General features: G+C 65.5%; 25 protein-coding genes. 7 read left to right on the top strand and 18 right to left on the bottom strand.

Translation table 11 applies throughout. The annotated features are described in order from the left end of the window. Window positions 1-57 precede the first annotated feature (57 nt). Both E3T40_RS06630 and E3T40_RS06625 read left to right on the top strand, forming a co-directional pair. A complete protein-coding gene (locus tag E3T40_RS06630; protein WP_104193654.1) occupies window positions 58-468 on the top strand; it encodes an arsenate reductase ArsC in 411 nt (136 codons plus the stop codon). A 12-nt stretch (window positions 469-480) separates the two neighbouring features. After that, window positions 481-1,155 (top strand): three-helix bundle dimerization domain-containing protein, encoded by a 675-nt coding sequence (locus E3T40_RS06625; protein ID WP_104193655.1) that lies wholly within the window; start codon window positions 481-483, stop codon window positions 1,153-1,155. A gap of 156 nt (window positions 1,156-1,311) precedes the next feature. Here the strand turns inward: E3T40_RS06625 and E3T40_RS06620 are convergent, their stop codons facing one another. Then, window positions 1,312-3,420, bottom strand: a complete 2,109-nt coding sequence (locus tag E3T40_RS06620; protein WP_134542953.1) for a hypothetical protein — start codon at window positions 3,418-3,420, stop codon at window positions 1,312-1,314. Window positions 3,421-3,667: 247 nt separating this feature from the next. After that, complete coding sequence (locus E3T40_RS06615) at window positions 3,668-4,078, bottom strand: Hsp20/alpha crystallin family protein (RefSeq protein WP_104170419.1); 411 nt, start codon at window positions 4,076-4,078, stop codon at window positions 3,668-3,670. A gap of 204 nt (window positions 4,079-4,282) precedes the next feature. On the opposite strand from E3T40_RS06615, the gene E3T40_RS06610 reads away from it, so the two are divergent. Beyond that, window positions 4,283-4,642 (top strand): TIGR02611 family protein, encoded by a 360-nt coding sequence (locus E3T40_RS06610; protein WP_134542952.1) that lies wholly within the window; start codon window positions 4,283-4,285, stop codon window positions 4,640-4,642. On the opposite strand, the gene E3T40_RS06605 is transcribed toward E3T40_RS06610, so the two are convergent. After that, window positions 4,639-5,331: a ScbR family autoregulator-binding transcription factor gene (locus tag E3T40_RS06605; protein ID WP_104170417.1), complete on the bottom strand. Its 693-nt coding sequence runs from the start codon at window positions 5,329-5,331 to the stop codon at window positions 4,639-4,641. The two genes, E3T40_RS06610 and E3T40_RS06605, sit on opposite strands and share 4 nt — an antisense overlap. Before the next feature lie 221 nt (window positions 5,332-5,552). Between E3T40_RS06605 and E3T40_RS06600 the strand changes: the two genes are divergently transcribed. Further along, on the top strand, window positions 5,553-5,780 hold the full coding sequence (locus tag E3T40_RS06600; protein ID WP_104099265.1) for a PLDc N-terminal domain-containing protein: 228 nt from the start codon (window positions 5,553-5,555) through the stop codon (window positions 5,778-5,780). A 28-nt stretch (window positions 5,781-5,808) separates the two neighbouring features. Here the strand turns inward: E3T40_RS06600 and E3T40_RS06595 are convergent, their stop codons facing one another. Then, window positions 5,809-6,279, bottom strand: a complete 471-nt coding sequence (locus E3T40_RS06595; RefSeq protein ID WP_104099266.1) for a universal stress protein — start codon at window positions 6,277-6,279, stop codon at window positions 5,809-5,811. Between the two features lie 103 nt (window positions 6,280-6,382). Here E3T40_RS06595 and E3T40_RS06590 point away from each other — a divergent pair, with 103 nt between their 5' ends. From E3T40_RS06590 to E3T40_RS06580, 3 genes are all read left to right on the top strand, one after another. Beyond that, entirely contained in the window at window positions 6,383-7,273 is an 891-nt protein-coding gene (locus E3T40_RS06590) for a hypothetical protein (RefSeq protein ID WP_174843651.1), read from the top strand. Between the two features lie 381 nt (window positions 7,274-7,654). Beyond that, the gene (locus E3T40_RS06585) at window positions 7,655-8,527 is read left to right on the top strand and encodes a hypothetical protein (RefSeq protein ID WP_134542951.1); all 873 of its coding nucleotides are present in this window, start codon (window positions 7,655-7,657) and stop codon (window positions 8,525-8,527) included. Window positions 8,528-8,744: 217 nt separating this feature from the next. Continuing rightward, on the top strand, window positions 8,745-9,182 hold the full coding sequence (locus E3T40_RS06580; protein WP_134542950.1) for a DUF1801 domain-containing protein: 438 nt from the start codon (window positions 8,745-8,747) through the stop codon (window positions 9,180-9,182). 108 nt (window positions 9,183-9,290) lie between these two features. Here the strand turns inward: E3T40_RS06580 and nrdF are convergent, their stop codons facing one another. From nrdF to E3T40_RS06510, 14 genes are all read right to left on the bottom strand, one after another. Further along, window positions 9,291-10,265 (bottom strand): class 1b ribonucleoside-diphosphate reductase subunit beta, encoded by a 975-nt coding sequence (gene nrdF, locus E3T40_RS06575; RefSeq protein ID WP_104099273.1) that lies wholly within the window; start codon window positions 10,263-10,265, stop codon window positions 9,291-9,293. A 79-nt stretch (window positions 10,266-10,344) separates the two neighbouring features. Further along, entirely contained in the window at window positions 10,345-12,477 is a 2,133-nt protein-coding gene (gene nrdE, locus E3T40_RS06570) for a class 1b ribonucleoside-diphosphate reductase subunit alpha (protein WP_134542949.1), read from the bottom strand. 5 nt (window positions 12,478-12,482) lie between these two features. Continuing rightward, window positions 12,483-12,887 (bottom strand): class Ib ribonucleoside-diphosphate reductase assembly flavoprotein NrdI, encoded by a 405-nt coding sequence (gene nrdI, locus E3T40_RS06565; protein ID WP_104170409.1) that lies wholly within the window; start codon window positions 12,885-12,887, stop codon window positions 12,483-12,485. An 86-nt stretch (window positions 12,888-12,973) separates the two neighbouring features. Beyond that, window positions 12,974-13,207: a glutaredoxin-like protein NrdH gene (nrdH, locus tag E3T40_RS06560; RefSeq protein ID WP_104099275.1), complete on the bottom strand. Its 234-nt coding sequence runs from the start codon at window positions 13,205-13,207 to the stop codon at window positions 12,974-12,976. Between the two features lie 164 nt (window positions 13,208-13,371). Then, window positions 13,372-13,878: a type IV toxin-antitoxin system AbiEi family antitoxin domain-containing protein gene (locus E3T40_RS06555; RefSeq protein ID WP_134542948.1), complete on the bottom strand. Its 507-nt coding sequence runs from the start codon at window positions 13,876-13,878 to the stop codon at window positions 13,372-13,374. A gap of 109 nt (window positions 13,879-13,987) precedes the next feature. Next, window positions 13,988-15,079, bottom strand: coding sequence for a sugar-binding protein (locus tag E3T40_RS06550; protein ID WP_104170407.1), 1,092 nt, complete (start codon window positions 15,077-15,079; stop codon window positions 13,988-13,990). 48 nt (window positions 15,080-15,127) lie between these two features. Beyond that, window positions 15,128-16,462 (bottom strand): multiple monosaccharide ABC transporter permease, encoded by a 1,335-nt coding sequence (gene mmsB, locus E3T40_RS06545; protein ID WP_104193732.1) that lies wholly within the window; start codon window positions 16,460-16,462, stop codon window positions 15,128-15,130. Continuing rightward, a complete protein-coding gene (gene mmsA / locus E3T40_RS06540; protein WP_104170405.1) occupies window positions 16,459-18,009 on the bottom strand; it encodes a multiple monosaccharide ABC transporter ATP-binding protein in 1,551 nt (516 codons plus the stop codon). Before mmsA ends, mmsB begins: the two co-directional genes overlap by 4 nt. An 11-nt stretch (window positions 18,010-18,020) precedes the next feature. Further along, complete coding sequence (locus tag E3T40_RS06535) at window positions 18,021-18,209, bottom strand: hypothetical protein (RefSeq protein WP_134542947.1); 189 nt, start codon at window positions 18,207-18,209, stop codon at window positions 18,021-18,023. 277 nt (window positions 18,210-18,486) lie between these two features. Next, window positions 18,487-19,503, bottom strand: coding sequence for a LacI family DNA-binding transcriptional regulator (locus tag E3T40_RS06530; protein WP_104170404.1), 1,017 nt, complete (start codon window positions 19,501-19,503; stop codon window positions 18,487-18,489). A gap of 97 nt (window positions 19,504-19,600) precedes the next feature. Further along, complete coding sequence (locus E3T40_RS06525) at window positions 19,601-20,614, bottom strand: LacI family DNA-binding transcriptional regulator (RefSeq protein ID WP_134371970.1); 1,014 nt, start codon at window positions 20,612-20,614, stop codon at window positions 19,601-19,603. 19 nt (window positions 20,615-20,633) lie between these two features. Further along, window positions 20,634-21,539, bottom strand: coding sequence for a carbohydrate ABC transporter permease (locus E3T40_RS06520; protein ID WP_134511375.1), 906 nt, complete (start codon window positions 21,537-21,539; stop codon window positions 20,634-20,636). Window positions 21,540-21,541: 2 nt separating this feature from the next. Further along, window positions 21,542-22,516, bottom strand: coding sequence for a carbohydrate ABC transporter permease (locus E3T40_RS06515; protein WP_370287886.1), 975 nt, complete (start codon window positions 22,514-22,516; stop codon window positions 21,542-21,544). An 82-nt stretch (window positions 22,517-22,598) separates the two neighbouring features. Further along, window positions 22,599-23,900, bottom strand: coding sequence for an ABC transporter substrate-binding protein (locus tag E3T40_RS06510; RefSeq protein ID WP_134542946.1), 1,302 nt, complete (start codon window positions 23,898-23,900; stop codon window positions 22,599-22,601). Between the last annotated feature and the right edge of the window lie 151 nt (window positions 23,901-24,051).

Raw genomic sequence — 24,051 nt, 5'->3', positions numbered from 1 at the left:
CCCCCCCCCCCCCCCCCCCCCCCCCCCCCCCCGAAAATCAAGAAGGAACCACCGATCATGACCGCTAAGCCCACCGTTCTCTTCGTCTGTGTGCACAACGCGGGCCGCTCTCAGATGGCCGCCGGCTACATGACCGCCCTGTCCGAGGGCCGTGTCGAGGTGCTCTCTGCCGGCTCCGCGCCCAAGGACCAGATCAACCCCGTCGCGATCGAGGCCATGGCCGAGGAAGGCATCGACATCGCCAACAATGTGCCGAAGGTCCTCACCACCAAGGCCGTGAAGGAGTCGGACGTCGTCATCACCATGGGCTGCGGCGACACCTGCCCGATCTTCCCCGGCAAGCGCTACGAGGACTGGGAACTCGCCGACCCGGCCGGCCAGGGCATCGAGTCCGTGCGTCCGATCCGCGATGAGATCAAGGCCCGCATCCAGGGCCTGCTCGCCGAAATCCTCCCCGCCCAGGTCTAGGTCCGACCCGCCATGAGCGATCTGAGCGCGCGTCGGTCACTGCCCGGACTGGCCTTCCCCGAGGAGTCGTTGCGACGGCTGGCCGCGCACCTCACCGACCGGTTCTCGGGCGTGTTCGGCGCCGAAACGATCGAACGGTACGCGCTCGAGTCGTACACGTCGCTCCTGCGCACGTCGACGGTCACGGCGTTCCTCGTGACCAACACGGGGCGTTACGCCACCGACCGCCTGACCGCTCTGGCCCAGGCAAAGGGCGCGATCGCGAAGGACGTCCCCGAGGTCCTGTTCGTCTGCGAGCAGAACGCGGGGCGGTCCCAGATGGCGGCGGTGCTGACCCGAGCCCTGTCTGGCGGTCGGGTGCACGTGCGTTCGGCCGGTTCAGCGCCGGCCAAGGAACTGAACCCCACGGTGACGGCGGTGATGACCGAACTCGGCCTCAACCTGGACGAGGAGTTCCCGAAACCGCTGACGGATGACGTCGTGCAGGCCGCCGACGTCGTCGTCACCATGGGCTGCGGCGACGCCTGCCCGGTCTATCCGGGCAAGCTCTACCAGGACTGGGAACTGGCCGACCCGGCCGGTCAGCCGACCCCGGAGGTGCGTCGCATCCGGGACCAGATCCGGCACCAGGTCGAGGCCATGCTCACGACCCTCGGCGTCGACCCCCAGCCGCTGCCGCTCCCCTAGCCCCTGCCCCTGCCACCCCACCGCCACCGCCACCGCCACCACCGAGAGTCGCCGTTTCTGCCGACAGTCGCCCCTGCAACGGGGACTCTCGGCATCAACGGCGACTCTCGTCGCGCGGGCACGGGCGCGCGCAGGCAAGCCCGAGGGCGCCGGCCCCTACTTGCGCACCAGCTTCGCCACCGTGAACCCGCCGGCGACGACCGTCACGACTGTCTTCTTCGGCGCCTTCTTGTCGACGGATGCGACGAACTGGCCGGTCGCATCGAACGCCTCCTGCGCCAGCCGGTAGCCACGTGGCACGCCGACCGTGCGCACGCTGGTCTCGGTCGCCGCGCTGACGTACACCGTGGACTCCCCCGCCGACCCGGTCACCGTGATCGTCGAGATCAGCGGCTGAATCAGCAGCGCGTCAACGGATGCCGCCCCGCCGGCCATGCCGACGACCGCGGTGTCTGCCCCCGGCAGAGCCAGCTCGAGCGTGAGCGGGAACAGGCGTCCCGGGGCATCCGTGATGCCCTGAGCACCCGCGCCGCCGTTGCTCGTGCTGCCCAGCGTCGACGTCGCCGACGCCCAGGTTGTGGCCCCGGAGTCCGCCTCGGCCTGATTCACGATCGGGAAGACGTTGCGAGCCTGGTCGGCAGCGGGAACCGGGATGCTCAGCGAGTCGCCCGCGCCCAGCGCCACGTAGGCGCCGCCGGAGAGGTTGGCCTCGCCGGTCCAGGACGACGGCGGCGTGACCACTGACCCGCCGCCCGTGATGGTGCCGGACTCGGCCTCGACGACGCTCAGCCCCACGGTGGAGACGGTCTCGTCGATGCCGAGGGCCTTGACCTTCAGCGACGGATTCGCGTCCAGGGTGAGCATGGTCATCAGGGCGTGGATGGTGGATTCGGCACCCGAATTGGGGTTGATCCGGCCGTCGGTTTCGATGCCGTCGATGGCCGTACCGGTTGCCGGGTTGTAGGCCGGAGCGCCGTTCGGGTTGGCGCCGAAGAACCAGGCGGCGGTCACTGCGGCGAGGTCGAGCAGCCCCGGGGCGTTCGCGGCCGCGGCGGTGGCGACGAGCCCCTGCACGCGAGAGTCGACGCCGTAGGCGATCTGCGCCTCACCCGGGGTGGGGCTCCAGGCGTTGTCCGGTCCGCCGGCGGCCAATAGCTGAGGGGTGAAGCGGGCGGCATCCTGCACGGCGGCGCCGAGCAAGTCCGTGCGTCCGAGCGCCGTGGACGCGGTGGCGACGGCGGCCGGGGCCAGCCCGCCCCAGGCGTGCCACAGGGTCTGCGACTTGTTCCACGGCATGATCGCGCCGAACGGCCACTCGGTGGCGGAGCCGGAGGACATCCCGGCGACCCCCTCGGTGAGCCGGGTCAGCGCGGTGCGTGCGGCGACGTCGTCCGGAACGGCCGTGACGTAGGCGCTGAGGCCGAGCGCGGCCTCGGCCGAGGCATCCGCCCCGCCCGCGATGAGCCAGGCCGGCACGTTGACGCCGTCGGCCACATCGAAGGTGCCGTACTTGCCGAGCGACTGGCGCTCGAGGGAGTCGAGCGACAGGTGCAGGCGGTCCTGCAGGAACGCGGCGAACTCGGGGTCGGCATCCTGGAACGCGGCGAAGCCCTCGCCGAGGGCCCAGACGGTGCGGGCCACCCAGTAGGACTCGGCCGAGTCGCTCGGGTCGGGCAGTTCCACCGGGCTGGCGCTGGGGGTGAGGGTGCCGTCGGGCTGCTGCCAGAGCACGACGTTTCCGGCGTTCGGACCGGTCGTGGTCTGCAGGTAGGTGAGGGAGCGCAGCGTCTGCACGGCGTGCTCGCGGCTGGTCTCGTCACCGGTCTGCTGCCAGTGGCGCAGGTAGACGACCGCGGTGCGGGCGATGTCGTCGGCGTTGTACGCGCCCTGGCTCCAGTGCCCGGTCGAGGGGTCGAGCGACCCGCCGCCGACCCTGCCGTAACTGCCGTCGGCCTGCTTATCGGCGTAGGTCCACGGCGCCTGGGCGGTGGGCTGCGCGTCGATTTCGTAGGTGGTGTGCCCCTCCACCGTGGCCAGCGGCACGGTGTCGAGCAGGAACGTGAGGTGGGACAGGTTGGTCAGCGGCGCGGACGCCGCGGCGGCGGGCCGGGTGGCGACGACTCCGGCCGGTGCACCGGATGGCGGTGCCGCGGCGGCCGCGGCGGTGCCGGCTCCGAGCAGGAGCAGCGAGACCGCGGCGGTGAGGGCCACGGCTTTCAGAGATCGCGGGCGGGGGGACTGTGAGCGAACAGCGTTGTACGTCATTTCTTCTCTCCTGGTTCAGCCTGAACCGGTTTGGTACTGCCAACTAAACCGGTTAAGGCGACGCGAGTCAAGAGAAGTGGCGCATTGCGTCCCCCATTCGGGGCTGGAGGGTCTCCGCATCGTCGAGAGTCGCCTCGTGTGCCGAGAATCGCCCGTGCAACGGGGACTCTCGGCACAATCGGCGACTCTCGTCGCGCGCGCGCGGGCGTGACGGGCGCGGGCGTGGCCGCGCGGGCGCGCGACCGGCTCAGCTTCGCGCGATCGGCACCTTCTTCGGCTCCTCGGCACCCTCGGGCACCGGCACGCGCACCTCGAGCACGCCGTCCCGGTAGGACGCCGTCACATCCTCTTCCTTGACTCCACGGGGCAGCGCGATGTCGCGCGTGAACGAGCCGTACCGGAACTCGGTCCGGTAGCCGTCCTTGTCCTTGTGCTCGGTCTTTTCCTGCCGCTCGGCCTGGATGTGCAGCACGCCGTCGCTGACCGACACATCGACATCCTTTTCCGGGTCGATTCCGGGCAATTCCGCCCTCACAACCAGGCTGCCGCCGTCGCGGAATTCCTCCACCCGCAGGGCCGGAGTGTCCCAGTCGCCCTCGAAAAAGCGCCGCACCGGCTCCGGCATTTCGAAACGCTCGCGTTTTGCAAGTGCAGCCATGATTCGTCTCCTCCGTGTTGCCCGAATGTAGTCACCCAAATGTGGTCACCCGAATGTAGTCACCCGGATGTGGTTACCCGAATGTTGCTCCAGATGCCGCACACAGTACCCCCGGGGCCGGAGTCACGCTCCGGTCAGAGGCGGCGACAGCGGCGACGGATGCCCGCGCAGCCGGTTCCCAGCGACCCGGCTTAGCCTGATCGCATGACCGTCATCCTCCAGCGCGAAATCGACGAAGGACGCAGCTCCGCCCACCCGATCCGGCGCTTCCTGCGCCGGAGCCGCGCCTGGGTGGACCAGCATCCGCGGCTGCGCTGGTTCTACCGCACTGTGGTCGGCGTACTCGGCTCCACGGTGGCCGTCATCGGGCTCATTCTGGTGCCCCTGCCGGGGCCCGGCTGGCTCGTCGTCTTCCTCGGCATCGCGATCCTGGGCACGGAATTCCCCACCGCGCACCGCATCGCGGTGGCCCTCAAGCGCATCCTGACTACGGTCTGGGCGTGGTGGCGCTCCCGGCGGGCGCGCGCGTCCGCCGGAGGGTCGACCGCTTCGGCTGGGTCCTAGGCCCGATCCGCTACCCCGCCCGCAGCGCCCGGGCCCGCGGCGCAGCTCGCCCGTACACGGGCCGGCAGGGCGGTCAGCTTCGCCCGCCGCTCGTCCGGAAGCCCGGCCGGCAGCAGGCCCGGCAGGAGCAGCGCCCACATCTCCTCCACTCGCTGGAAGAGGTCCGCCCGCCCGGTGAGCACCTGGGAGACGGTCTGCACGCCCGTGAAGGCGGGGCTGATGAAGTGCGCGGCGGCCTCTACGTTCAGATCGGCCGAAACGTCGCCTTCATCGATTGCGCGTCGCAGCACCTTCCCGCAGACATCGATCCAGTCATGGAACGGACCGACCACCGGCACCGAGAAATTGGAGGCCTCCATGGTGAGACGGATGCCCGCACTCACCACCGGCTCGTCCCGCACCTGCGCCGCCAGCTCAAAAGTCATCAGGATGAGGGCTTGCAACCCGGGCATCGTGCCGTCCAGCAGCCTCTGGCCCAAGCCGATCGAGGCCTCGTGCTGCGCCTCGATCACGGCGAGCGCGAGCGCCTGCTTGGACGCGAAATGAAAATAGAGTGCGCCCTTGCTCACTCCGGCGGCGACTTCCAGTCCGGCCAGGGTCGTGCTGCCGTACCCGTGCTCCCGGAAGGCGACCGCCGCACCCCGGATGATCGCGGCCCGCGTTCCGATCGCCCGTTGTTGCTGCGCCATTCCACTCCTCGATTATTCCGGCTTCCAGCGTAGCGACTGCCCGAACCGGGGTCGCACACGGCCCCGCGCATCCGTTGTATCGTCTCTGCCTCAATCGGCCCCAATCTGCCTCAATCCGCCTCAATCGACCCCACAGAAGATACCGTTTGGTATGGTTTAGGCACGGGACGCTGTGATAGGGGAAAGCGGGCGTCTCAGGGGGTTCAACAGGGGAGGTCGTAATGATCGATAGTGCAGGCATGGTGCAGATGGCAGCACTCGGACTCGGCGGCCTCGCCGTTCTGGGCAGCGCGGCGCTGATCGCCGCCGCCCTGACACAGATCAGCCGGGCCATCCACCTGCGGCAGGCGGCGCGGGCGAGCTGGGTGCTGGCCGTCGTCTGCGCGCCGGTCTTCGGGGCGGTCGCCTGGTTCGCGGTCGGCAACCGGATCGACGCCGACCAGAGCTGACTGGAGCCGACCGCCGCCAGCGGTCGGCTCAGGTGTTCGGGCGCACGACCAGCACCGGGCACTTGGCGTGCCGCACGCACTGTTCGCTCACGGAACCCAGCAGCATGCCGCTGAGGCCGCCGCGGCCGCGGGAGCCGACCACGAGCATCCGTGCGCCTCGGGACACGTCGATCAGGGACTTCAACGGACTGGCGTAGACGGCCCGGTAGGTAACCTTCACGTCGGGGTGCTTGGCCACCTCGGCCATCACGGCCTCGCCGAGCTCAATGCGCACCGCGTCGGCATAGTCCTCGATCGACGCGACATAGCCGAATTCCCAGTTGGCCGGGCGCGGCGCCGTGTCGATGGACCACGCGCGCACCAGCACGACCGGTGCGTGCAGCTGCTCGGCGAGGTCGAGCGCCACGGTCACGGCGTGATCGGCGTGACCCGATCCGTCGTGTCCGACGACGATGCTGTCGCTGGAAACGGGAGTCTGTTCTGGCTGTGTGTCAGGCATGACCCCAAGCTACTCCGGGGGCCCGGGTCGCGACGCGCGCGCTGCTGCGTGTCGGCCGCCTGCTCCCAGCCCCTTCCCGCAGTGCCCCGGTAAGGTCTCCCCTATGACGTACCTGGGCACGCCGCGTCGACGACAGACCGCACTGGCGATGGTCGTCACTCTGGCCGTGCTGGGCGCTGGCCTGGCGCTGGTCGCGTCGGTGCACACCACCGGCGAAGCAGCCGCGTCTACCGGTTTCGCCCCCGGTGCGATCATCAGCGACTACAACTTCTACAACGCCGACTCCCTGAACGAGGGCGAGATCCAGTCGTTCCTGGGGGAGCGCTCCTGCATCCCCCGCGATGGCTCACCGTGCCTGGCCGACTACGAGGAGAACACGATCTCCCAGCCGGCCCACGGCGAGGGGCACTGCGCCGCCTACCCTGGGGGCCGCAACGAGTCGGCCGCCCGCATCATCGCGAAGGTGTCCGCGGCCTGCTCCATCAGCCCGAAGGTGCTGCTCGTGCTGCTGCAGAAGGAGCAGTCCCTGCTTACCCGGCCGAGCGCATCCGGTTATCTGCGCGCCACCGGCTACGGCTGCCCCGACACGGCCGACTGCGACACGGCGTACTTCGGCTTCTTCAACCAGGTCTACCGTGCCGCCTGGCAGTTCCGGCAGTACACCCAGGAGCCCGAGCGCGCCTACAAGATCGGAACCGTCCGCGTGGGCTTCAATCCGGATGCGAGTTGCGGGGTGTCCTCCGTCACCATCGAGAACCAGGCCACCGCGAACCTCTACAACTACACGCCGTACCAGCCCAATTCTGCCGCGCTGGCACGCCCGGGCACCGACGGCGACGGATGCTCGACGCACGGCAACCTGAACTTCTGGCGGTTCTACAACCAGTGGTTCGGGGCGTCGGGGGCCGTGGGCTATCCCGCGGCATTCAACTCGTGCCTGAACCTCGTCGGCGGCCAGCCCTGCCGCAAGCACGGGCTGTTGCCGACGCCCTGAGCGCGCCCCGCAGTCTCGCGGCTTTCTCCGCGGTTCATCGGCGGTGACGCCGCGGTTTCTCCGCACAGACGCCACGGTTTCTCCGCGCAGAGCGTAATCGCCCCGAGCGCCTCGGCTTCCCCGGCTCCGGCCGCCCGGCCGGGCGAGACCCGAGGCCCTGACGGGCTCAGCCCCCGGTCAGGCCGCATTCCCCGCTCGGCTGCCCCCGCCTCGGCCGGCTGCGTTTCCCGGCAACACGCCCACCGGGAACGGGCGAGCACCGTGCCGATTCTCAGCGTGCAGGGACCGGCCGCCCACTCCCGGTACCTAAACTCCTCCGATGACTACGAACGGTCGATCGGGTGTTTCGCCGACCGGCCGCCGCAATCGAAAGGATCCACTTTGAACAAGCACACGATCGCCCCGGCAACCGCCACCTCCCGCACCAAGCGCGTCACCCTCGGCGCCGCGTCGGTCATGACCGCCGGAGCACTGCTCGGCGTCGGCGCGCAGGGCGCCACCGCCGCCCCACTCAGCGCCGAGACCACGTCGACCTTCAGCGCGAGCGGAGATGCCGGCGCCACGTCGAACGGCGAATTCCTGGCGTCGCTTTCGACCGAACTTCGGGCAGACCTTTCCCACGGGCAGAGTGGCAATGTGAAGGCCCAGAAGGTGGCCACCACCCTCTCCGAGCACGCTGAGCTCTTCGAGACTTTGCCCGCGAACCTGCAGTCCGACCTGAACACCCTCAAGGATGCCTCCGGCGCGGCCGACCGGGCTGCCGCCGTCGACACCGTGCGCACCACCGCACTCGCCGGAGGATACGGCGAGGAGATCACGAAGATCGCGGAAGCCGTTCGGGACAACCCGGAGCACCCGCTGGCCGCCGCCGTGCGCGCCGCCCTCGGCAGTGACCTCGGCACCGCTGAACCAGGTGCCGCGCAATCAGGTGCCGAGCAATCAGGTGCCGAGCAATCAGGTGCCGAGCAATCGGGTGCCGAGCAGGAGTCGGCCGCGGAGGCCGGTTCCTCGGTGACGGAGCTGGCGCTCCAACTCACCGACAACCCCGCGCTGCTCGACAAGCTGCCGGCCAACCTCCAGGCCGACCTGACCGAGCTTGAGAACACGCCCGCCGACGAGCAGGAGACCGCCGCGCAGGAGCTCGAAGCCGCCGCATTGAACGGTGACTACGGCACCGTGGTGCAGAAGATCGCCGAGCGGGTCCAGGCGCACGTCGCGGCCGAGGCCGACGCGGACATCCACGCTGGAAACTAGCACCGCAGCAGAACGGATGGCCGGAAGCGCACCGCTTCCGGCCATCCGTCTGCCCGGGTGCAGACGCCACTGATACCTACCCCCGTGTGGAACCAATTCGACGGAGATTTTCGGGAAAATGTGAGGTTTCACAATAGTTCGGCTCGTTTCTGGCAAAATCTCCGTCGAATTCGGTGGGGACTGAGCCGGTCAGGGGTGCCCGCGCCATAATGGCGCCATGGCCGAAATCAAGACGCAGCCGACGGATGCTTCCGTCGAGGACTTCCTGGATGCCGCGACGCCCGCCCGCCGCCGCGCGGACGGCAAGGCCCTCGACGCGCTCTTCCGCGAGGTGACGGGCGCCGACCCTGTCCTGTGGGGTCCATCGATCGTGGGCTACGGCAGCTACCGCTACGTGTCGCCCGCGAACCCGCGCAACCGCGGAGACTGGCCGAAGACGGGGTTCTCTCCGCGCAAGGCGCAACTGTCGATCTACGGGCTCAAGGACCTCCCCGGGGGCGCCGCACTCCTTCCGCGGCTCGGTGCGTACACGGAGGGCGCGGGGTGCGTCTACGTGAAGAAGATCGACGACATCGACCTGGACGTCCTTCGTCGGCTCGTGGAGATCGCCTGGTCCCGGGGCGACGACCCCGCGCCGGCGGCGGCCGCCGAATGAGTCACCGAGTAGGCCACCGAAACAGACAGTTCCGGTCGAGTTCGCCCGGCGTAGCAGGCGATCTCGACCGGAACGGTCGATGTCGGTGGTGCGGTCACACACCCGGGACTAGAAGTCCCAGTCGGCGTCTTCCGTGTTGACGGCCTTGCCGATGACGTAGGAGGAGCCCGACCCGGAGAAGAAGTCGTGGTTCTCGTCGGCGTTCGGCGAGAGCGCGGCCAGGATGGCCGGATTCACGTCGGTGACGGTCTTCGGGAACATGGCCTCGTAGCCAAGGTTCATCAGCGCCTTGTTGGCGTTGTAGTGCAGGAATTTCTTGACGTCCTCGGTCAGGCCGTGCTCGTCGTAGAGGTCCTGCGTGTACTGGATCTCGTTCTCGTAAAGCTCGAACATGAGATTGAAGGTGTAATCCTTGATCTCATCGCGGCGCTCCTGCGACGACGCCTCGAGCCCCTTCTGGAACTTGTAACCGATGTAGTAACCGTGTACGGCTTCGTCCCGGATGATCAAACGGATGAGGTCGGCCGTGTTGGTGAGGCGGGCGCGGCTCGAGAAATACATCGGCAGGTAGAAGCCCGAGTAGAACAGGAACGACTCGAGCAGAACCGAGGCGACCTTGCGCTTGAGCGGGTCGTCGCCTTGGTAGTACTTCATCACGATCTCGGCCTTGCGCTGCAGGTTGACGTTCTCCGTCGACCAGCGGAACGCCTCGTCGATCTCCTTCGTCGACGCGAGGGTCGAGAAGATCGAGGAGTAGCTCTTGGCGTGCACGGACTCCATGAACGCGATGTTCGTGTAGACGGCCTCTTCGTGGGGCGTGATCGCATCCGGAATCAGCGACACGGCACCCACAGTGCCCTGGATCGTGTCGAGCAGGGTCAGCCCCGTGAACACGCGCAGGGTGAGCTGCTGCTCCGCCGGGGTGAGCGTGGCCCAGGACTGCACGTCGTTCGACAGCGGGACCTTCTCCGGCAGCCAGAAGTTGTTCGTGAGGCGGTTCCAGACCTCGACGTCTTTTTCGTCTTCGATCTTGTTCCAGTTGATCGCGTCAACGTGGGAGACGAGCTTGAGCTTGTCAATCATTGGTTGTTCCTTAGTCGGCAGTGCACAGGCGATTCAGCGTTCGGGGAGCTCGGGTTCGGGGAGCTCGGGGCAAACTCACTCAGAGAGCGCAGGAAACACAACCCTCGACCTCGGTGCCCTCGAGGGCCATCTGGCGCAGACGGATGTAGTAGATGGTCTTGATGCCCTTTTTCCACGCGTAGATCTGCGCGCGGTTGATGTCGCGGGTGGTGGCGGTGTCCTTGAAGAACAGCGTCAGCGACAGGCCCTGGTCGACGTGCTGCGTGGCAGCGGCGTAGGTGTCGATGACCTTCTCGTAGCCGATCTCGTAGGCATCCTGGTAGAACCCGGTGTTGTCGTTCGTCATGAACGGCGCCGGGTAGTAGACGCGGCCGAGCTTGCCTTCCTTGCGAATCTCGATCTTCGACGCGATCGGGTGGATCGATGCGGTCGAGTTGTTGATGTAGGAGATCGACCCGGTCGGCGGCACGGCCTGCAGGTTCTGGTTGTAGATGCCGTGCTCCACAACGGATGCCTTGAGCTCGGCCCACTCTGCCTGCGTGGGAATGTGCACGTCGGCCTGCGCGAACAGCTCGGCGCCGCGCGCGGTGGCCGGCTCCCAGATCTGGTCGGTGTACTTGTCGAAGAACGTGCCGGAGGCGTAGGTGGAGTCCTCGAAGCCGACGAACGCGTTGCCGCGCTCGATGGCCAACTTGTTCGAGGCGCGGAGGGCGTGGAACAGCACCGTGTAGAAGTAGATGTTGGTAAAGTCGATGCCCTCTTCGCTGCCGTAGTAGATACGCTCCCGGGCGAGGTAACCGTGCAGGTTCATCTGGCCCAGGCCGATGGCGTGCGACTTGTCGTTGCCGTCTTCGATCGAGCGCACGGAGGAGATGTGGCTCTGCTCCGACACCGAGCTGAGGCCGCGGATGGCGGTCTCGACGGTCTTGCCGAAGTCGGGCGAGTCCATGGACAGGGCGATGTTCATCGACCCGAGGTTGCAGGAGATGTCCTTGCCGATCTGGTCGTACGACAGGTCCTCGTTGTAGGTGGTCGGGGTGTTGACCTGGAGGATCTCCGAGCAGAGGTTCGACATGTTGACGCGACCCTTGATCGGGTTCGCCGCGTTGACGGTGTCCTCGAACATGATGTACGGGTAGCCGGACTCGAACTGGATCTCGGCGAGCGTCTGGAAGAAGTCGCGGGCTTTCATCTTGGACTTCTTGATGCGCGGGTCGTCGACCATCTCGTGGTACTTCTCGCTGACGGAGATGTCGGCGAATGGCACCCCGTAGACGCGCTCGACGTCGTAGGGCGAGAACAGGTACATGTCCTCGTCTTTCTTCGCCAGCTCGAACGTGATGTCGGGCACGACCACGCCGAGGGACAGCGTCTTGATGCGCACCTTCTCGTCGGCGTTCTCACGCTTGGTGTCGAGGAAGCGCATGATGTCGGGGTGGTGCGCGTGCAGGTAGACCGCGCCGGCACCCTGACGGGCACCGAGCTGGTTGGCGTAGCTGAAGGAGTCTTCGAGCAGCTTCATCACCGGGATGATGCCGCTGGACTGGTTCTCGATCTGCTTGATCGGTGCACCGGACTCACGGATGTTGCTGAGCAGCAACGCGACGCCGCCGCCCCGCTTCGACAGCTGCAGCGACGAGTTGATGCCGCGGGAGATCGACTCCATGTTGTCTTCGATACGGAGCAGGAAGCAGGAGACGAGCTCCCCGCGCTGCGCCTTGCCGGAGTTCAGGAAGGTGGGGGTGGCGGGTTGGAAACGACCCGCGATGATCTCCTCGACGAGGGAGATCGCGAGCTGCTCGTCACCCTGAGCGAGGCCCAGCGCGGTCATCACGACTCGGTCTTCGAAACGCTCGAGGTACCGTTTTCCGTCAAACGTCTTCAGCGTGTACGAGGTGTAGTACTTGAACGCGCCGAGAAAGGTCTGGAAGCGGAATTTCTTCGAGTACGCCAGCTTGTTGAGGTCGGTGATGAACTCGAACGAGTACTGGTCGAGCACGGCCTGCTCGTAGTACTCCTTCTCGACCAGGTAGTCGAGGCGTTCACGCAACGTGTGGAAGAACACCGTGTTCTGGTTGACGTGCTGCAGGAAGAACTCCCGCGCAGCCTCGCGGTCCTTCTCGAACTGGATTTCCCCGTTCGGGCCGTACAGGTTGAGCATGGCGTTGAGGGAGTGATAATCCATCGCCAGGCCGGGAGACGGGTGAGCCATAGTCTTCACGGCTGTTGCTTCCAAAATGATTCCAATCCGTCGTGGACGATGCGCACATCATCCGGAGTTCCAAATACTTCGAAGCGAAACATGTGGGGCACCTTGCACTTCTGGGCGATGATGTCCCCGGCGAGGCAGTAGCCGGTGCCGAAATTCGTGTTTCCCGCGCCGATGACGCCGCGGATGAGCGAGCGGTTCTGCTCGTCGTTCAGGAACGTGATGACCTGTTTGGGCACCGCTCCCTTGCTGTCGCCGCCGCCATACGTCGGCACGACCAGCACGTAAGGTTCGCTGACCTGGAGCGGCTTGTCGCGCGCGTAGATCGGGATGCGAGCGGCCGGGCGTCCCAACTTCTCAATGAAGCGGTGCGTGTTGCCCGAGGTGCTAGAGAAATATACGATATCGGTCATGGAACACCTCCTGTTGCTGAGAAGTCGGCACGCCAAACGACGCTTTTTTACGGACTGTTGCGACGCCACCCCCTGGCGCCGCGGTGCTACGCGAGGCGCTGCGCGAGTTCGTTGATCTTGTCGGGGCGGAAGCCCGACCAGTGGTCCTCGTCGGTGATAACGACGGGAGCCTGCAGGTAGCCCAGGGCCTTGACAGCTTCCAGGGCGTTCTCGTCGAGCGAGAGGTCGAGGATTTCGTATTCGATGCCCTTGTTGTCCAGGGCGCGGTAAGTCGCAGTGCACTGCACGCAGGAGGGCTTGGTGTAGACCGTGATTGCCATGGAGGGCCTTTCTCGTCGTTCAGGGATCAGTATTCAAAATCGGTTCAAACATCAGTGCTCAAAATCGGTTTTCATGTGAAATCTGAAGTTCAAGGCGTGCTGTGTGTTGAACTTCAATACTACATCTAGTGATGCTCGAAGGGAATGGCCACTACATACAGTAGTTACAAGTATGTAGTTATCCACCGACATTCCACCGGTTGTGCACAGCCCCACGGACGCGAGTCGAGCCGAATCACGCGGAATGCGGCAAAGTTATCCACAGGCAGCGCAGAGGCAGAACTCGAGCCTGTGGAAACCCTGTCGGCGTGTCGCTCGCCCTGAGGCGCGCCGCGAACGCGGTCGCCAAATCCCAGCGGTCGAAGCTGCAGGGCATGGTCGATCATGACGACGCTTACGAGAAAGCTCGTGCTCGCCGCGGACGCGTGCGACAGCACGAGCGTCCGGCCCGCGGCCGCGACCGTCGAAAGCACAAACGGGCGGTAGCGCTGATCGGGATCGGCGGAACGCCGCAACTCCCCCGAAACGTAGATGCTGCGGCGCGTTCGCACGAGTTCACCGCGGCGGATCAGGGCGTCGACGGAGTGTGAATTGAGGCCGCGTTCCCGGAGCGCGGCATAGGTGACGAGCCCGTCGAAGCGGGCGCTGACGATGTCGAGGAGTTTGGTCATACCTCACCCTGCGGGCGGCGGCAGCGAGTCGGACACGCGAGAGGGCCGGCCCCCGTGAGGAGCCGGCCCTGGTGTCGAGATGCTGTGATGCAGGTGTACTGCCGGGTTGTTACTCGGTCAGCGGGGCGAGGTTCGGGTCGTTCGCGTATGCCTCGGCCGCGTTTTCCTTGGTCACGATGACCGGGGGCAGCAGGTAGGCAGGGACGACGATCTTGCCGTTGTTGTAGGACTCGGTGTCGTTGACCTCGGGGGTGTCGCCCTTCTGGAGAACGTTGACCATCTCGATGGCCTTGTCAACGAGCACGCGGGTGTCCTTGTTGATGGTGGAGTACTGCTCGCCGGCCATGATCGACTTGACCGACTCGACCTCGGAGTCCTGCCCGGTGACGATCGGGATGTCCTTGCCGGCGGCCTTCACCGAGGTGATGATCGCACGAGCGAGGGTGTCGTTCGGGGAAAGAACGCCATCGAGCGTCTTGTCGCCGTACGTGCTGGTAAGCAGCGCGTCCATGCGGCTCTGAGCGTTCTCAGCCTTCCAGCCGGCGGTCGCCGTCTGCTTGATGTCGGTCTGGTCGGAGGCGACGACGAGGGTTCCGTCGTCGATCTTCGGCTGCAGCACGCTCATCGCGCCGCCGAAGAAGACGGCGGAGTTGGCGTCATCCGAGGAACCGGAGAACAGCTCGATGTTGTACGGGCCTTCCGGCTTCTTTGTGGCCAGTCCGTCCAGGAGCGCCTGGCCCTGGAGTTCGCCGACATTGAAGTTGTCGTAGGCGACGTAGTAGTCCACGGCCTCGGTGTTCAGGATGAGGCGGTCGTAGGCGATCACGATGGCGCCGGCGTCGCGGGCCGACTGCACCTGGGTGGCGAGCTGGCCACCGTCAGCGGCACCGATGATGATGACCTTGGCACCGTTGGTGACCATGGCCGAGATCTGGTCCTGCTGGTCCTTGACCGTGGTCGAGGCGCCGGCATACTGCACGTCGCCCTTGTAGCCGGCCTCCTTGAGGCCGTCTTCGAAGAGCCCGCCGGCGAGGACCCAGTTCTCAGAGGTCTTCGAGGGGAGGGCGACGCCGATGACCGCGTCCTGGGCGAAGCCGGCAGCAGGGCCGTCTACGCCAACGGTCTCCGTGCGGGTGGAGCAACCAGAGAGTGCCATCAAGGCCACTGCTGCGATCGCAGTTGTCGCAAGAATCTTTCGCATTGTCGATTACTTTCTGTTCGTTGTGGTTTGGTGAAGGGGAAATCTGGGCTAATTGGGGCGCGTGGCCTGCGGCCGCGCGCTCTCCGGGGTGCCCGTGTCGGGCACGACCAGGGGCGGCCCCGCCGGGAATTCGGCGGTCTTCTTCTTGCGGGTCAGGAGGCCGATGATCGAGGGACGACCCTGGCTTTTGTTCCACACGTCGACACCCACGGCCACCAGGAGCACCATGCCTTTGATGATCTGAACCCAGTCGGAGCCGACGCCCAGCAGCTGCAGGCCGTTGTTCAGCACCGCCATGACGAGCCCACCGATGATGGAGCCGACGACGGTTCCGATTCCGCCGGACACGGCCGCGCCACCGATGAACACGGCGGCGATCGCGTCGAGCTCCCAGCTGAGGCCGTCCTGCGGGCCGGAGGCCACCGAGCGGGCGACGAAGATCATGCCGGCCAGGGCCGAGAGGATCGACATGTTCATCATGACGAGGAAGTTCACCCGACGGGACTTGACCCCCGAGAGTTCGGCGGCGAGCTTGTTGCCGCCGACCGCGTAGACGTGACGGCCGAAAATCGTGTTACGAGTGACGAACGCGTAGAAGAGAACGAGCACTCCGAGGATGATTCCGGAGACCGGGAAGCTTGTGCCGACGCGGCCACCGGCGAAGAGGACGGATGCGTAGACGATGACGGCACAGAGGAGGACGACCTTCACGATGCTCACCCACAGCGGTGCGGGCGTCGAACCCATGATCTTCTGAACCCGGCGGGCACGCCATTCGGAGTAGACGACCGCGACCACGATGATAAGCCCCAGAAGCAGGGTCAGGTTGTTGTAGCCCGTGTTCGGGCCGACCTCAGGAAGGTAGCCGGAGCCGATGATCGTGAAGCCGTCAGGAACGGGGACCGTGTTGGCGTTACCGATGACCTGGTTGCCGCCGCGGAAGATGAGCATGCCGGCCAGGGTGACGATGAAGGCGGGAACCCCGACGTAGGCAACCCACGCGCCTTGCCAGGCGCCGATCAGCATTCCCACGAACAGCCCGAGCAGGATGGCCAGCGGCCACGGGAAGTTCCAGTCCCGCATCGCGGTGGCCACCACGATGCCGACGAAAGCGGCAACGGATCCGACCGACAGGTCGATGTGGCCGGCGATGATCACCATGACCATGCCGATGGCGAGGATGAGGATATAGGAGTACTGGCTGACCAGGTTGATCAGGTTGCCGGATGACAGCGTCAGTCCGTCGGTCAGGTACTGGAAGAGCAGAATGATGGCGATCAGGCTGAAGAGGATGCCGAACTGCCGCAGGTTCGAGCTGCCGCTGCCGAAGATCTTCTTCAGATCACCAAGAGCGCCTTTGCGGGTACTCGTGTCTTCACTCATATGCTCTGAACCTTCTTCCGTGCGGAGGTCATACTTTTCATCAGGGTTTCGGGATCGGCGGACTCCGCCGGGATGCAATCGGTGATCGCACCCTCGAAGACCGTGTAGATCCGGTCGGCGAGGCCGAGGAGCTCCGGGAGCTCAGAAGAGATCAGGATGACTCCCTTGCCCTGTTCGGCGAGCTGCTGGATGATGCCGTAAATCTCGTATTTCGCGCCGACGTCGATGCCACGGGTCGGCTCGTCCAGGATCAGCAGGTCAGGGTCCGTGAACATCCACTTGGCCAGAACGACTTTCTGCTGGTTGCCGCCGGAGAGTTTGGAGACGCCCGCATTGACGCTGGGTGTCTTGATCCGCAGGCTTTTGCGGTATTCCTCGGCGATTCCGAATTCTTTGGAGTCGTTCACGACCTGCCCGGCCGAGATCTTCGAGAGCTTGGCCGAGACGACGGAACGCTTGATGTCGTCGAGCAGGTTCAGGCCGAGTGCCTTGCGGTCCTCGCTCACATAGGCGAGGCCGTGGTCGATCGCGTCGGCCACGCTTTTCAGGACGATTTCCTTTCCGTCCTTGTAGAGGTGGCCGGAAAGGAAGTTGCCGTAGGAGCGCCCGAAGATGCTCATCGCCAGTTCGGTGCGCCCGGCGCCCATCAGGCCGGCGATGCCCACGATCTCACCCTTGCGCACGTTCAGGCTGGAACCCTTCACGACCATGCGCTCGGCGACCTGCGGGTGCTGCACGGTCCAGTCACGCACCTCGAAGAAGACCTCGCCGATGTGCGGTGTGCGGTCCGGGAAACGGCTCTCCAGGCTGCGCCCGACCATGCCCCGGATGATCCGGTCTTCGTTGACTCCGTCGGCCACGACATTCAGGGTTTCGATCGTCTTGCCGTCGCGGATGATCGTGATCGAGTCTGCGACCTGTTCGATCTCGTTGAGCTTGTGGGAGATCATGATCGAGCTGATTCCCTTGCCCTTCAGCCCGCGGATCAGGTCCAGCAGATGCATGGAGTCCGATTCGTTCAGGGCCGCGGTCGGCTCATCGAGGATGAGCACCTTGACCGACTTGTTGAGGGCCTTGGCGATCTCGACCAGCTGCTGCTTGCCGACGCCGATGTTCTTGATCAGGGTGTCGGGGTCGTCCCGCAGCCCGACGCGCGCCAGCAACTCGAGCGCCGTCTTCTTGGCGGTGATCCAGTCGATTGCACCCCACTTGGTCGGCTCGTTGCCGAGGAAGATGTTCTCGGTGATGGAGAGTTCCGGAATGAGCGCAAGTTCCTGGTGGATGATGACGATGCCCGCTTCTTCGCTCGAGCGGATGTCCTTGAAGTGCACGTTCTGACCCTGGTAGATGATGTCGCCCGTGTATGTGCCGGAGGGGTAGACCCCGGAGAGCACTTTCATCAGGGTGGACTTGCCGGCACCGTTCTCGCCGCAGATCGCGTGGATCTCGCCGCGATTCACCGTGATGGAGACGTCCGACAGGGCCTTTACCCCGGGAAACTCCTTGGTGATGGACCGCATCTCAAGGATTACGTGGTCAGTGGACATCGTTGGACTCCTCACGGCCGGGGGCCGCTGCTGGTATCCCATACCGACAACGGAATGGACGCGCGAAGGATCATTCCGCTCCCGCTCAGCAGGGCGGCAGCAGAGCTGCCGGGCAGGTGGAAAAGTGTGCTCACAAGCTTGACCTCAATGTCATGCGTTTGGAAAAAAGTGCTGAAAATCGAGTCCATGTGACCGATCACATTGACACTATAGACCCGGTGATAGTCCCGGTGTCAAGTTTCGTTTTGTCACGCTTGCGTAACAGGCTGTTGCTCCCCTGAGCGGGGTCGGAGGTCAGGACATTCCGGCGAGCCCAGCCGGCTCGCGGACGGTACCGGCGGGCGGCTTACCACTTCTGTAATGCTGTGCGGAAACGGGGAACTGCTCGACAATGCACTCAAGGAACTCCGGAGAGAGTCGCGGGGGAGAGCGAACCGTTCACCGGGTGATCGAGGCGAGGTCGCGCATGTGCCGAACTCAGAACGCGGGCGGTGCGGTCGAGCCGCGCACGATGAGCTCGGGAATGATCGGGTCGCTCCGCTCGATCGGTACCCCGCCGCTCAGGTTGCTGAGCAGAAGGGCGATGCACCGCCGCCCGAGTTCGGCGAAGTCCTGGCGCACTGTCGTGAGCGGTGGCCAGAAGTGTGCCGCTTCGGGAATATCGTCGTAGCCGACGATACTCATGTCGCGCGGCAGGTCGAGGCCCGCCTCGCGGCAGGCGTGCATGAACCCGAGCGCCATCAGATCATTCGACGCGAAGATGGCCGTGAAGTCCCGCCTCCGGAGCAGTTCTCGTCCGGCACGGTATCCGAAATCGGCGGTCCAGTCGCCCAGAATCGGCGCCATGGTCGGCACATCCATTTCCCACATCTCGTCGAGGAAGCCGCGCATTCGAGCCTCGGCCTCGATCCAGTCCTGGGGTCCGGCAAGGTGGTAGATGCTCCGATGGCCGAGGTCGATCAGGTGCCGCGTGGCCTGTCTGGCACCGGTCATCTGGTCGACGGACAGGGAATTGTCGAGGCGGCCGGTGGACTGCAGGGTGACGAACGGCACGTCGATGGACAGCTGTTCCAGAGCGTCGAAGACCCGCACCTGCGGCGCGATCACGACGATGCCCTCCACGGACTGGTTCATTAGGTGCTCCAGCGCCGCCTCGATCGACTCCGTGTCGACGGATGTGAGGTTCGCGGTGTTGACGTAATAGCCGGCTTCCTGGGCGGCGTCCTGAATGGCGGCGATGCTGCTCGCCGGCCCGTAGGCACTCTCCGCCGAGAGCAGGCCGATGGTGCGCGAACGCCCGCGCGACAGTGCGCGGGCCGCCCGGTTCGGCCGGTACTGCAGGTCTTCCATGACCTGCAACACCTTCGCCTTGGTGGAATCACGGATGCTGGGGTGGTCGTTGAGCACGCGCGAAACGGTCTGATGCGAGACCCCCGCGAGGCGCGCCACATCACGGATGCTCGGGGCACGCCCCTTGGGCAGATCGATAGTCACAGGAAGACCTTGTTGGCATGTGCACGGTCACAATTGTGAACGCAAATCAAGTATGCACTCCGATGACGCCCCCTGGCGCACATTGCGCCTCGGTTGATCAGGCGCTCTCGCGCACCACCAGATCAGTCGGCAGAACCATGGCAGCGGGGCGTTCGCCCCCGATAACCTGCAGGAGCAAGCGCACCATTTCTTCGCTGATGCGGTCGAACGGCTGCCGCATGGTCGTGAGCGGAGGGTGCGTCGTGGCCGCGATGGGACCGTCATCAAAGCCCCCGACTGCGACGTCTTCCGGCACTCGGCGGCCCGACGCAAGAAGCACATCGAGTGCCCCGGCTGCCATCACGTCGTTGGCGGCGAACACCGCGTCCAGATCGGGGTGCCGTGTCAGGAGAGCCGTCATTGCCGCCGCGCCGCTCGACCGGCTGTAGTCGCCATGGGCCACATACGTCTCGTCGAATACATCGGCGCGTTCATCGACATACGCTTCGAAGCGACGCATGCCTCCGGAGGTATCTTCTGGCCCGGTGATGGTAGCGATGCGAGTGCGGCCGAGGCTGGTCAGGTAGCGCACCATTTCCCGAGCGCCTTCGTAGTCGTCGGCGGCCACATACCCCATCTTGTTTTCGAAGCCCAACGGCACCCCACAGGCAATCGCCGGCACGCCGGCCGCGATGATCTCGGACAGTCCGCGGCGACCACTGTGCGAGGAAACCAGCAACACACCATCGACGTGGCCCGCCGTGACGAACTCCGTGGCCCGGCGCTGTTCGTCCTCATTGCCCGCCATGATCAAGACCAACGAGATGTCGTGCACGGAGAGCGCCCGCGACGCCCCGCTCATCAGTACAGCGAAGTTCGGGTCTTCGAACAACCGCTCGTGGGACTCGGTGAGAAGGAAGGCCACCGAGTTGGCGCGGCTGGTGGCGAGGCTGCGTGCATGCGGGTTGACCCGGTAGCCCGTCTTCTTGATGGCCGCGTTCACTGCCGCCAGAGCATCCGGACCCACCCAGTGACCGCCGTTCAGCACCCGAGAAACCGTTCCCCGGGATACGCCGGCGGCTGCGGACACATCATCGATGGTCGGCCGGCGCTTCGAAGGGGGCGGGGTCACGTCAGAATTCTATCCATCCTCAGGCTTTGACCGCGCCCGCAGCAAGGTCGACCTTCCAGTAGCGCTGCAGCACAAGGAACAGTATTACCAGAGGGATGATCGACAGTAGGGCGCCCGTGATTACGAGCGTGTACATGGACGGCGCGGTCGCACCCTGATTGAGCAGGCCGCTCAGGCCGACCGTGACCGGGAAGAGCCTGTCATTGCCGAGCATGATGTAGGGCAGCATGAAGTTGTTCCAGACCGCCACAAACTGGAAGAGGAAGATCGTCACGAGCCCGGGGCCCATCATCGGCAGGGCGATGCGATTGAAGATGTAGAGCTCACCGGCTCCCTCGGTGCGGGATGCCTCGACAACCTCTGTGGGCACCGACGCCGCCGCGTAGATGCGCGCCAGATAGATGCCGTAGGGGCTGATGATCTGCGGCAGCAGCACGGACCAGATCGTGTTGGTCAGGCCGACCTCGGCCAGCAGGAAGTATTGCGGGATGGCGAGGATGACGCCGGGCACGAGCACTCCCATCAGCAGCACCGCGAAGACCGCGCGCTTGCCGGGGAACTCGAACTTGGCCAGAACGTAGCCGGAGATCGCCGAGACCCAGGTGGAGGCGAGGGCGCCGACGCCGGCGTAGATCGCCGTGTTGAGCACCCAGCGCCAGTAGAGGCCGTCGCGGTACCGGCTCAGCTCCACGATGTTGTCCCAGAGGTGCGAACTCGGCATCAGCGTGAACGTGGAGAAAAGCTCGGAGGCATCCTTGCTCGAGGCCATCAACACCCAGAAGACGGGGAAGAGGCAGTAGATGGCGCCGACGAGAAGGATGCCCGTAGAGACCGGGCTGGCCTTCTGGCGGAAGGTGCGGGCGGCGACGCGCTCTGCCTTGAGCAGGGCGCGGCCTGGACGGGTCACGGTGGATGAGGTGGTCATGGTCAGTCCTCCTGACCGAATGCGCGTTTCTGCACAACGCGCAGGAACAGGAATGAGAAGGCGAAGGTCACGACGGCGATGACGATCGAGGTTGCGGCCGCCGAGTAGATGTCGTCACGGGTGAAGGCGTCCCGGTAGACCAGCATCAGCGGTGACCAGCTGGTGGACAGGGAGTTCGTGAGTGGTCGCAGGGTGGTCGGCTCGGCGAAGACCTGCAGCGTGGCCACCATCGAGAACAGGGCGGTCATCACGATGGCGGGGGCAATGATCGGGATCTTGATGCGCCGTGCGATCTGCACCTCGGTGCAGCCGTCGAGCTTCGCAGCCTCGTAGATGTCGGTGGGCACCGACTTCAGCGAGGTGTACATCACGATCATGTTGAAGCCGACGCCGCCCCACAGGGCGATGTTGGCGATCGCGAAGATGACGCCCGACGAGGAGAGCAGCGACGGGACGTCCCAGCCGAACCGTTCGAAGAGAAAGTAGAACGGGCTCACGGCGGGTAGGTACAGGAATCCCCAGAGGAGGGAGCTGATCACGGCCGGCACGGCGAACGGCAGGAAGATCGCGGTGCGGGAGAACCCGGTGGCCCGCGTTCGCCGGGAGTCGAGCAACAGGGCGAACAGCAGGGCCAGACCCAGCATCACGGGGATCAGGATGAGGCCGTAGAGCAGGACGCGCCCCACACTGGCACCGAATTCGGCGTTCGTGAGGGTGGCGGCGTAGTTGTCGATGCCCGCGAAGACGGTCGAGCGTGCGCCGGCGCCCAGACCCAGTCCGGAGACCTTGGTCTTCTGGAAACTGAGAAAGAGTGTGTAGACGATGGGTGCGGCCATGAAGACCACGAACAGGATGATGCCCGGCGCCAGCATCGCGTAGGGCACGAGCACCCTCGAGCGGAACTTGCCCTTCTCCCTACGCTGCTGCGGAGGCGGTGTGCTGCTCCTGGTGGCCACGGGGGCCTCTATCACTGTCACGGATTGTCCTCAATCGACGCGGTCACGGTGTTCGGTGTGAACGGGCCGCCCGCGCGGCGGGCGGCCCGGATGGTGCTGGGTGTTACTTGACGGTGAAGCCGCTCTTCTTCATGTCGGCCGTGGTGATCGTCTGCATTGCCGCGATGGCGTCGAGGAATGCACTCTTCTTCCTCGCGTCGGCAGCCTTGGCGAATTCGTCGTTGTACGCGCTATAGGCGACGTTGACGTTTGGTCCGTAGCTGAACGGGGTCACGGTCTGGGCGACCTCGGCGGCCACCTCATAGAAGTCGGGCTGGTTATTGAAGAACTCCGGCGGCGCCGTGAGCGCGGAGGCGGCGGCATCGACGTTGGCGGGGTAGATGCCCGTCGCGGTGACGAGCGCCTGCACTGCGTCGGGGTCGGTGTTCAGCCAGGTGGCGAACTCGGTGGCGGCTTCCTGGTGTTTCGACTGCGTGGTAACCGCGGTCGAGGAGCCACCCCAGTTGCCCGTGGCGGGCGCCGAGGCGTCCCACTGTGGCATGGGTGCGGCCATCCAGAGACCGGCGGTGTCCGCGGCGTTGCCCGCCAGGACGCCGGGTGCCCAGATGGCGCTCAGCCAGCCGACCTGTTCGCCGCTGTTGAGGCCGGCGTTCCACTCGGGCGTGTACATCGGCTTGTTGTCGATGACTCCCTCTTCCACGAGGCCGCCCCAGTAGCCGGCGACCGTCTTGGTGGGGGTCTCGTCGATGTTGACGCTCCAGGACTCGCCATCGATGCCCCACCAGGAGGCACCGGCCTGCTGCGCCATGCCGGTGAACCAGCCGGCGTCATTCGACGAGAAGGTGCCCAGGTACTTGGCCGGGTCGGAGGCGTGCACGGCGCGCGCCACTTGGGCGTATTCGTCCCACGTGGTGGGAACGGCCAGGCCGAGCTGCTTGAGGATGTCGGCGCGGTAATAAAACATCATCGGCCCGGTGTCCTGCGGGATGGCGTAGACGGCGTCGGAGCCGAGCGTGACGGAGTCCCAGACGCCGACGGCGAATTCGTCCTCCACGTCATTGGCGCCCAGCTCGGAGATGTCGGCGAGGGCGTCGGAGGAGACCAGGGTCGGGATCTTCTGGTACTCCGCCTGGATCAGGTCGGGAGCTCCGCTGCCGGCCTTGATGGCCGTGAGAAGTTTGGTGATGGCCGGGTCGCCGCCGTCCTGCTTCTGAACCGTAACCTGGATGTCCGGATTCTCGGCGTTCCAAGTGTCGACGACCTGGTCGAGGTTCGGGGCCCAGGCCCAGTAGTTGAGCTCGACCGGCCCGGAGTCACCGCCCGCGGCATCCGTTGAACAACCTGCCATGAGCAGTGTTGCGGCGGTGGCCAGGGCCACCGTCCCGATTCGTATCGACGTGGGCATTCGTCCTCCTTGAAGAAAGCTGGTGCTGTGAGTTGGCGCCCGCGGTATCGTCGCGTCAAAACTCGACTCTGACTGTGAGCGGTACTAGTCACGCACACAATCATATTCGTTGTCAACACGCAGATAAATTTACGCATCCCAGAAGTTCCTG

Origin of the sequence: Cryobacterium sp. TMT1-19, from assembly GCF_004403055.1 — a bacterium.
Lineage (GTDB): Bacteria > Actinomycetota > Actinomycetes > Actinomycetales > Microbacteriaceae > Cryobacterium > Cryobacterium sandaracinum.
This window is presented reverse-complemented; position numbering and strand designations above follow the sequence as displayed.